At 45.9% G+C, this 8958-nt stretch carries 4 protein-coding genes; all 4 read right to left on the bottom strand.

Annotated elements, in window-relative coordinates; genetic code table 11:
• The coding region (pbpC, locus tag BACCELL_RS22615; RefSeq protein WP_007214433.1) for a penicillin-binding protein 1C at window positions 1-1601 on the bottom strand (1601 nt) is incomplete at its 3' end.
• Between the two features lie 190 nt (window positions 1602-1791).
• Complete coding sequence (locus BACCELL_RS22610; protein ID WP_007214432.1) at window positions 1792-7410, bottom strand: alpha-2-macroglobulin family protein; 5619 nt, start codon at window positions 7408-7410, stop codon at window positions 1792-1794.
• A gap of 20 nt (window positions 7411-7430) precedes the next feature.
• Window positions 7431-8243, bottom strand: coding sequence for an amidohydrolase (locus BACCELL_RS22605; RefSeq protein ID WP_007214431.1), 813 nt, complete (start codon window positions 8241-8243; stop codon window positions 7431-7433).
• A gap of 154 nt (window positions 8244-8397) precedes the next feature.
• Entirely contained in the window at window positions 8398-8952 is a 555-nt protein-coding gene (locus BACCELL_RS22600; protein ID WP_007214430.1) for a 1-acyl-sn-glycerol-3-phosphate acyltransferase, read from the bottom strand.
• Window positions 8953-8958 lie beyond the last annotated feature (6 nt).

Here is an 8958-nt window from a genome sequence, read left to right as displayed (position 1 = left end):
CTTGTTCCGGTCTTCCAGGCAATGGGGTGCATGGAGGGGATTGATTTCCAGTCTATTTCTTCGGGACGATTCACCTCGGTTAACGCATTGAAGGTTTGCCATGCGGCTCCCGATTGGAAAGTATCCGTCGATTTTCCCGAAGCGAAGACTTCTGATTCTCCTGATCCTTCAGCGTCCGCAAGCAGCAAACTACATTCTGTTTGTGGAAGCTGCAATAAACTCCGCCCCATGTAAGCATACGCATTTGTCACATCCCACAGGGTAGCTTCCGCTCCGCCCAGAATGAGTGATAAACCATAATGGGAAGCCGGACGATTGATTGTTTTTAAGCCTATTTGCCTCAGAAAAGTATGAAACTTGGGAACACCATATCTTTGTAGCATCGTCACTGCCGGAATATTCAATGAACGTGCAAGAGCTTCCGAAGCGGGAACGGCACCTTCGAATTGCAAACTGAAGTTTTGAGGTGTAAAGCCATTAATATTAACCGGTATATCGGGCAGTAGCGTATGAGGTAGCAGACTGCCTTCCTGCAACATGGCGTAATATAAAAATGGTTTCAGAATACTTCCCGTGCTTCTGGGTGCCTGAATAACATCTACTTGGTTACCGGCTTGCTTCCGTTCGAAATTGACATTGCCGCAATAAGCCACAACCTGATTGGTTCGGATATCAATCACCAGAATTGCCAGGTTGCGTATATCACTCCGGTTAAATTCATTGCTCCAACGTTCGGCTGCGTTCTCTATTTGGGTTTGAATACCCCTGTCGATGGTTGATATGGAATATTTTCCGTTTCGTTCCTGATAGAAGCGACTGACTAGATGGGGAGCGGTTTGGGGGAGTGGATGAGGCTCGTCGGGGAGTGGTTCGCTGATAGCCAGTTCGTAAGTGGAGTTATCTATAATCTTTCGTGCATATAGTTGTTTTAGCAGACGGTTTCTTTTATTAAGTAATAATTGTCGTGATTTGGAGAGATGAATCATGGCGGGTGCATTTGGAAGTACTGCCAGCATGGCTGCTTCTGCCCAGGACAGTTCTTCGGCGGGATGTCCGAAATATCGCCAGGTAGCGGCATCGAGCCCTACTACGTTTCCTCCGAAAGGAGCGTGTGAGATGTACATAGACAGGATTTTTTCTTTTGAAGCGCGAAACTCAAGTCGGGTGGCCAGGATCATTTCTATGAACTTTTCTCCAAAAGTGCGTGATTCGTTTCTTGCCAGACGGATCGTTTGCATGGTGAGGGTACTTCCTCCACTTACAATGCGCTTATTCTTTAGGTTTTGGTAGGCGGCTCTGCTAATGGAGACAGGATTGACTCCCCAATGGCGATAGAAATGCCTGTCTTCGAAAGTGATGAGGCATTGCTTTATTTTCTCCGGAGTAGTGGTCCGGGGTGGAAAGCGCCATTGACCGTCGGATGCAATGCGTGCGCCCAATAATTCACCGTTCCGGTCAGTGACGACGGTGGAGTAGGGCACATGGAAAAGTTGCCGGGGGAGGCAAAAGATATAGCCTATCACCAGAATTGTAATAAGTATGAGTATTACTTTTCTGGTGATAGACAGTTGTTTGAAGTACTTTATAATTTGAATCTTCATCAATATTTAAATATGACTATCTTAATTCTCCTCCTCCCGGGAGGAGGAGTACCCCATAGGGGGGGAGGTGGTAGGTAGAATGAAAAATACCTATGAATTAATAAGGAACTCTTTTCTTACCTACACCCGCCCTTTGGGCACCCCTCCTTCTAGAAGGAGGGGAATTTGGATAGTTTTGCTCAGTGGCATGTTACTTACTGACAGTCGTTCTTCCCGCCTTGGTTCGTGCTTGTGCCGAACCGTCATACATGGCTTCGCACTGGATAGCCGGCAAAATGAAATTGCCTGCATATGTAGCTTGCAGTCTTATGGTGAACTTTTTCAATTCACTGCGACGCAAGTCGAAGTAAGTCAATACGCGGTCGTCACGAATATCCTGGTAGGTATACTCACGGGTAGGTGTCGCTTCCGGAGTCATCAACCGGTCATTGTAAATTTCCCAACCTGACGGCAGAATATGTGTCAATGCCAAATTACTGTAAGCAGTGGTTCCACTGATATTACCTACAGTGATGACTGCCATAAAGTCTGTTCCTTGCTTGATATCATCTATAGATATTGTCGCTCCGTTCATATCCGTATATTTTACGTCCAGGCGGAGGTTATTGGATATTGCGGGTAACGTGTCATTAAGTAATTGCGTGCGTGTAATGAGGTCGACACTTAATGCACCTTTACCTTCATTCTTTACTATAATATTACCCGAAGCCGGTGAAGTGGACAGTTCCTTTGCAAATACAGCCTTGGCTGATTTCACTACGGGTTGCTGCTTTCCGTTCCAAGTCCAGGTGAAATCCAAAGTACCTGAAAGCTTCTCAGCCAGGCGTCCCATCGCCATCAATGAGAAAGCAGTGGACTGTGTACTGAACCAATTCTCTTCAGCCAGATTCTTGGATACCTTCTTCGCCTGTTGCAATGCCGCCTGGTCTCGGTTCATTAGGAGTAAAGTTTCCAATATCATAGCTTCGTCACGATCATACGAACCATAGATGTAGTTCTGTGAGGAATAAGGGGTAACGGTGGTTTCTGCCTTAAATACCAGTTCTTCAGCCGGTTTCATCTTACCTGTCAGGGCATAAGCGGCTGCCAGTCTCCATTTGGCTTGCAGAGGCAGGTTAGCTTGTTCTTTCATCCGGTTCATGGCGCCCTGCTCAGGTGCACCGGCTAATGCCAGTGTGTACAATCTGTATGCTTGTTGCACTCCCGTTTGCCAGTAACCCCAACTGTCATCTTGATCCGGCATCCGCCAGTTTTGGGCAGCAGCACGTTGGAAGCGTTTCCACTTATTCAGTACATTCGAGTTGACAGCGTAGCCTTTCTCCTGTGCCAATACGAGGAACATGCCCGCATAAGAAGTAATCCACTCATCAGCACTGGCATTCCCCGGCCAGTAAACAAAACCGCCGTTCGGAAGCTGGCGTGCATAGAGTTGCCGTATCGCTTCCTGTACGTTAGCCTTAATCTTTTGAGCTTCTTCCTCATCCACAGCTTTAAACTGGCTGACGAACAATAACGGCAGAGCTTTGGAAGTCAGCTGTTCCGTGCAATGATGCTGATAATTATACAGGTAGTCGAACCTGCGGCTGATATCTACCGAAGGAATACGTGAGACTTCCAGCAGCATACGGCTATTTGCCGGAGAAGCACCATTCAATGAATAAGGAAGTGTTACACTTTCTCCTTTTTCCACCCATTGGCTATTGCGGAAAGTCACTGCCGGATTCGGGTTTCGGACTTCGATTTCAATGGTCTCTTTCGCCTCCTGACTGCCACCGCTGGCAGTGATATGTATCGTTGCTTTTCCTGTTTTACTTCCGGTCTTTATTTTAAAGTAAACGAGCTGGTCACCCGGTTGACTGAAAGTAATGGATTGTTTATTGGGATCGATCACTTGTACACCTCCACCTGAAGCCTGGATGGATACCGATACATTCTTCACTTCCTTCTCCATGGCAAAGACATTTACCGGGACAGTAATCTCTTCTTGTGTGCTCAGCACACGGGGCAGTGTGGACAACAACATCAATGGTGTCCGCACGAAAGAAGTCTTTTCCGCTTTTCCATAAGCTCCGTCTTGCCCCGCTACCACCATCGTACGCACAGAACCTACGTACATCGGTAGTTTCAGCGTGTGCGTCTTCTGTTTTCCTTTATCCAGATAAAACGGACCGATGAATTTCACTACCGGCTTGAAGCGATTCGCTTTTGCATCGGCCGGTTTCAATGTCTCGTCACCACCCGTACTGAACAATGAACTGTAGCGTCCGGCAGATGCTCCGAGTACATCATCATACATATCCCAGGTGCGGATGCCCAATGCTTCGCGGGCATAGAATTCATTCCACGGATCGGGAGTCTTGAAATTAGTCAGGTCGAGTAATCCGTCGTCTACAATGGCCAGTGTGTATGTCATCTGCTTGCCGTTCTTTTCGCTGACGGTAACGGTGAAGTCCGTTTCCGGCCGCAACACTTCCGGCATTTTAATTTGCGGTTGCAATATAGTTTGTTTATTAGTCACCAATACCGGAACCACACCGTACATACGTATCGGCAAATCATTCACCGTCTGTGCATGAGGTTGCAACAGGCTGATGTGCAGGTAAACGTTCGGCGCCATTTCCGGAGTCACTTTGAAAGAATACTTTGTGTCTCCGTTGTTGGAAACTTCAATCCATTCACGTTGCAGAACGGTTGAACCGTTTTCCAGGGCTACCAATGCACGTCCTCCCGCAGCGGCAGGAATGATGGCTGTTGCCGTTTCACCTATTTCATACGAGTCTTTATCCAGAGAGAAAGCGAGCATTTTAATGCCGCTGGGATCCGTCTTGCTTGAACGTCCGCGCCAATCCGGCCAGTCTATATAAACAGTTCCACCGGTGGCATGTCCACTTTCCTTATCTTTCACATAAATCAGGTAACGTCCCCAGTTCGGATAATTTACCCGGAATTTAAAAGTTGCCTTTCCGCCTGTAGTCTGTATATTGCCACTGGCTACGGGAGTGATGGAACTACTGTTGACATAAGTTCCGAATGATTCGTCCCGGTTCTCCCACCACCAGCTCCAGGAGATACGGTAAATCTTATATTCCAGATTGGAGCGGTTCATTAATTGTCCTTCCGCATTTACGGTGACAATGTCGAATACATGATCCTGGTCTGTCTCGATGTATTTTCCTTTCGGTTGGTTCAAATTAATCCCTACGTAAGAAGAGAATGGAGAGAACGGAATGCTTTGCGTGTAAATACTGGCGTCTCCTCCCGGTTCGAATACACGGCTGGTTAAGGTTGCATTCAGCATTCCCGGGGCATTGGTGGCAGCCGGAAGTTTCAACATAAAGTTAGCTTTTCCTTCCGCATCCAGTGTTCCATCGAATACATCGTTTTTTACAGTTGTAAATTCGGTAGCCGGATTATTAAATATGTATTGTCCGTAGTTCTTAAATTGCGTATTTACTTTTGACAGGGACATTTCCACTTTGGTTTTCAACCGTGAAGCGGTGGCGCCTGTCAGCCATGTGGAAGTAAGCATTACCGGTATTTCTTTGGTAGAAGCCTGGATTGCTTTCTCCGGTAGTTTCAGATTAATTTTCAGGCGGTTTGGTTTCACCGTTTCTATGCGAAGGCTTTTGTGGAAAGCGGTTCCGCCTACTTTGACGTAAGCGTTCCATAATCCCGTCGGGTCTTCCGGGCGTGTCGGCAGGTCAAATGTGTAGAAACCGTTTATACCTTGCGTGGAAATCATTTTGGTATAGAATTGTCCTCTCGGATTATATAATTCCAATGCTACAGGGTGTTTATCCGGAATTCTTTTTTCACGGTCTTCCATAATAAAGCTTACATGCAGCGTATCTCCCGGTCGCCATACCCCTCTCTCGCCATAGACGAACCCCTTCAATCCTTTCTGAATATCTTTTCCGCCTACATCGAACCGGCTGACAGATTGTTCTTCACCATCTGCCACACGAACGTAAGCTTTCTGTTTCTCTACTTCGGCCACCACAATGAAAGGAACACCTTTCGGAGTGATTTCTGTAAATCCTTCACTATTGGTTTCACCGCTTCCTATGGCTTGTAACTGGAAGTTGTAAACAGTCACTTTCGCTTTCTCCATTGGTTTGGTATCCAAGATGTTACTTACGGCAATCCACAGCTTGTTCAGTGAATTCCGTTTTATAATCATTCCTACATTGGAGGCAAATACGTTGCACGATGCTGCCCGGTCAGAGTCCATATAGTAGGAGGCATGACAAGGATTATTGCGTTCCCGCCAGTTATACTGGCTCCAGTCCATCTTAATGTTACCATTGTAGTAGAAATAAGTTTCCGGTGTATCCCATTCAGCTTCATTTTCTTCGAAAGTACTACTTCCGCTGACTTTCGTCAATCCCTCTGAAGCAGTATTGTCTGCAAAGCTCATCTCTTGTTTTTCTGTTCCGCTGCAAGGATAGGCTGAGTATTCTTGCCGGAAAGAAAGTATGACACGGTAGATAGCACCCGGTTCTTGCCGAATCAGTCCGGCAAGGTCTATTGAATAATCTTCCCATCGGTGCACGTCTTTTGTACTGTCCTTGCTCAGCCACAATGTGTTCTGATAAACCAATCGTCCGGAACGGCGCAGTTCACTGGCGGATGAGAGCGTATTGGTCTGCATGAACATCAGTACATTGTTTTCAAAAATACGGATTACACTTAAATCTACCGCATAGAGATTGACTGCCCGGAACGGGATGATCAAACTTTTGGAGTCGGGTAGGATAGCGGCTGATGTAGACATGCTCACTTGTGGTTTCAGATTCAGTTCGCTGAATGCGATGGAGTGTGATGTGCCGAGCGATTTATCCCGGCTGTTTTTCACCCCTTCGTGTATCTTCAAAGTCAGTTTGCTCAGTTGGTTGGCTTCAAAGTAGACATATACTTTATTATTCTCCACTTGAAATATGGAAGAAGCTACTTCGGGGATTTCAATCAATCCGTTCAGGTCTTGTGTAGTAGAAACAGGATCGGAGAATACTATTTCAATTCCATTCTCCGGTTCGTCAATGCGTTTGGCAGAGAGGAAACGGAAATCATTCTTGGCAGGGATCAGTACGTTTTCTGTCAGTTTGCGGTCAATTCCTGCAGGACTGCCGTTGGCGGTGATTTCTAGCTGGTAGTCTTCCGCTGCGCGAATGACACCGGCTATTTCAAACTGATAACGCGTCGGATGATCTGTTGGAGTGATACTGACCGGATAGCTTTGGCCGTTTCCGCCTTTGGCAGAGAGCATTTTCTCAACTGCTTCTTTGGGAGTGGCATCACTGAAACGTACTTCTCCTTTCAATGTCACCAAGTCGCCATGGCTATCTATGTCGATGGTTGTCAGTGGTTCGATATACAGTGTGAAATTGGGTTCCTGTACTCTGAAAGAGAATTTGAATTCTTTCAGGCGACTGTCCACTTCTACAAACCTGCCTAATTGGAACGTACCTTCATAGAACTCTCCCGGCTTTAAAGTTCCTGGTTCAGGAACGAATTCAATCGTATTGTTGCTGACCCAATATGCTTTACCCTTCAGAGATGGGGAGAAACTGAATGGATTTTCTTTCAGCTCATTGTTCAAATCTACCATAGGCTGATCCTGCGTCAGTTCTATACGTATGTTCGAAGTTTGCGAGATAACTCCTCCCGTATATGCATTCACAAAAGGTGCATACTCGGCAGAAGGAATAATATCCTTTTTGCTGTTTGTGCAAGAGGAAAAAACTAAGATGGTCAGTAACAGAAAGAATAACCTGTCAGCTATGCGGTGTTTAGCTTTCATTCGTCCCATAGTGCTTTAATTGTTAATTATTAATTCTTAATTTGGAAACATTCAGCATCTTTCCATGCAGGGAATTTTTGTCTGAATTCTCTCAGGACAGAGAGGTCGAGAGTTGCGGTGGCGGTTCCTTCTTCATGGTCGGGTACGCTGGCAAGCAAATCGCCCTTTGGTGAATAAATGACGCTGCCGCCATTATATAGCATTTGATTTCCATCCGTACCGATACGGTTGACACCACAAACATAACTGATATTTTCGAGTGCACGGGCTTGTAACAGAATGTCCCATACCCGGCGGCGGGGAACAGGCCAGTTGGCAACGTATATCAGAAGATCATATTCATTATTTACGTTCCGGCTCCATACCGGGAAGCGAAGGTCGTAGCAGACTAACAGCAGTATATTCCATCCCCGGTAGGAGATAACAGGCCGCTGGTTCCCCGCTGTAAAATGCTCCGTTTCCTGGCCCATACGAAAGAGATGTCGTTTATCGTAGTAATAAGCCCCCCCTTCGGGAGTCAGGAAAAAAGCACGGTTATAATAAAACTTATCAGGAATGGGAACCGCATTTTTATTTGCATCTACTTCTTCATCACAAGCTATATAACTACCTGTAATGGCGAATTGGAATTCCGCCGCCCATTGGCGCAAGGTGGCGATGGTTACACCCGATACCGGTTCAGCTAGCCTTCGGCTGTCCATACTAAAACCGGTAGAGAAGGTTTCGGGCAAGACAACAATCTCCGCTACTCCACGAAGCGCTTTGAGCTTCCTACGGAGTAGGCGGAGATTTTCTTGTTTATCTTCCCAAACAATATCTGTTTGTAATAGAGTTACACGCATAACTTCATTGAAATATTTTAGGCGCGGATTATACGTATAACGCGGATTAATGTGCTACGCTATACTTGCAGGCAAAGATTATTTGCCCGGCTTTCCACGCCGCAAGGTAATAAAAATCCGTGTAATCCGCGTAATCCGCGCCTAAAAGTTATTATCAAATGTTTCCTAAAGCAAAGTTCTTCGGGTTCTTCCCTTTGAAATCCTTATAATAGAGCTTTACCTCGCGCATATCCTTTTCTATATCTCCCGACGGCATAATCGCCTTTGTCGCAGAAATCGTTTTAGTGGTATAATCGATGCCTATCATTACAATAGGCACTTGCGCTTTCAATGCAATAAAATAAAATCCTTTCTTCCAATTAGGATTCGCTTTACGGGTTCCTTCCGGTGTAATGGCGAGTTGGAATTTCTTGCTTTTGGCGAATCTTTCCGTCATCTGGTCTACCAATGACGTTTTGCGTCCCCGATCTACCGGTATGCCTCCCACGGCTTTGAAAATTAATCCCAGCGGAAAGAAGAACCATTCTTTTTTCATCATGAAGTATGTTTTCCGTCCGATAGCTCCATAAAATAGTTTGCCGATAAATAAATCCCAATTAGATGTATGAGGTGCTGCAGTTATCACGCATTTATCATAATCCGGCACCGTCACATTTGTCTTCCATCCCAAAATGCGATAGTAGATAAAGCTGTATATTGCTTTTTTCATTCCCGG

The sequence above is a fragment of the Bacteroides cellulosilyticus DSM 14838 genome (assembly GCF_000158035.1).
Taxonomy (GTDB): Bacteria; Bacteroidota; Bacteroidia; order Bacteroidales; family Bacteroidaceae; genus Bacteroides; species Bacteroides cellulosilyticus.
The sequence above is the reverse complement of the archived record's forward strand: the minus strand, read 5'-3'. Positions and strand labels throughout refer to the sequence as shown.